The 955-nt window shown below is 55.7% G+C and carries 1 protein-coding gene; it reads right to left on the minus strand.

Going from position 1 to position 955, the window contains the following annotated elements:
• Nucleotides 1–955, minus strand: a 955-nt coding sequence (locus BEL05_RS12015; RefSeq protein WP_217629866.1) for a VCBS domain-containing protein, incomplete at both ends; no start/stop codon positions are given.

The following is a 955-nucleotide window of genomic DNA, read 5'->3' on the forward strand; positions in this document are numbered from 1 at the left end:
TTCGGTTACGGCACCGCTGGCATCCACGGTTAAGACGGGGAGATCGTTAGTGCCGGTAATGGTGAGGTTGACGGTCTTGGTGTCGCTGCCGCCATCGTTGTCAGTGACGGTCACATCAAAGCTTAAGGTGATGGTTTCGCCTTGGGCGAGGAACTGCACGTCACTGTTAAGAATACTGTAATCCCAGCTGTCGCTGTCGACGCTGAAGCCATCGACGAGGCTAGCCAGTTGGGCAGGGCTAAGCACGGTGGTTAGATCCCCGCCGCTCCAGGCTATATCGCCGTTGTAGACGTCGCTGACATTGTGGGTATTAGTGGTGTCGACATCGGTGAAGCTGAGCGCACCGCTGTCGCTGAGACTTGGGTTGCTGTCATCTTCGGTTACGGCACCGCTGGCATCCACGGTTAAGACGGGGAGATCGTTAGTGCCGGTAATGGTGAGGCTGACGGTCTTGGTGTCGCTGCCACCATCGTTGTCAGTGACGGTCACCTCAAAGCTTAAGGTGATGGTTTCGCCTTGGGCGAGGAACTGCACGTCACTGTTAAGAATACTGTAATCCCAGGTGTCACTGTCGACGCTGAAGCCATCAATCAGGCTCTGGATTTGACCTGCGCTGAGTACGCTGGTTAGATCGCCGCCGTCCCAGCGGATGTCATCGTTGTAGACCTCGGTGACATTGTGGGTATTAGTGGTGTCGACATCGGTGAAGCTGAGCGCGCCGCTGTCGCTGAGGCTTGGGTTGCTGTCATCTTCGGTTACGGCACCGCTGGCATCCACGGTTAAGACGGGGAGATCGTTAGTGCCGGTAATGGTGAGGCTGACGGTCTTGGTGTCGCTGCCACCATCGTTGTCAGTGACGGTCACATCAAAGCTTAAGGTGATGGTTTCGCCTTGGGCGAGGAACTGCACATCACTGTTAAGAATACTGTAATCCCAGCTGTCACTGTCGACGCTA

The organism is Shewanella colwelliana (assembly GCF_001735525.1).
GTDB classification, from domain to species: domain Bacteria; phylum Pseudomonadota; class Gammaproteobacteria; order Enterobacterales; family Shewanellaceae; genus Shewanella; species Shewanella colwelliana.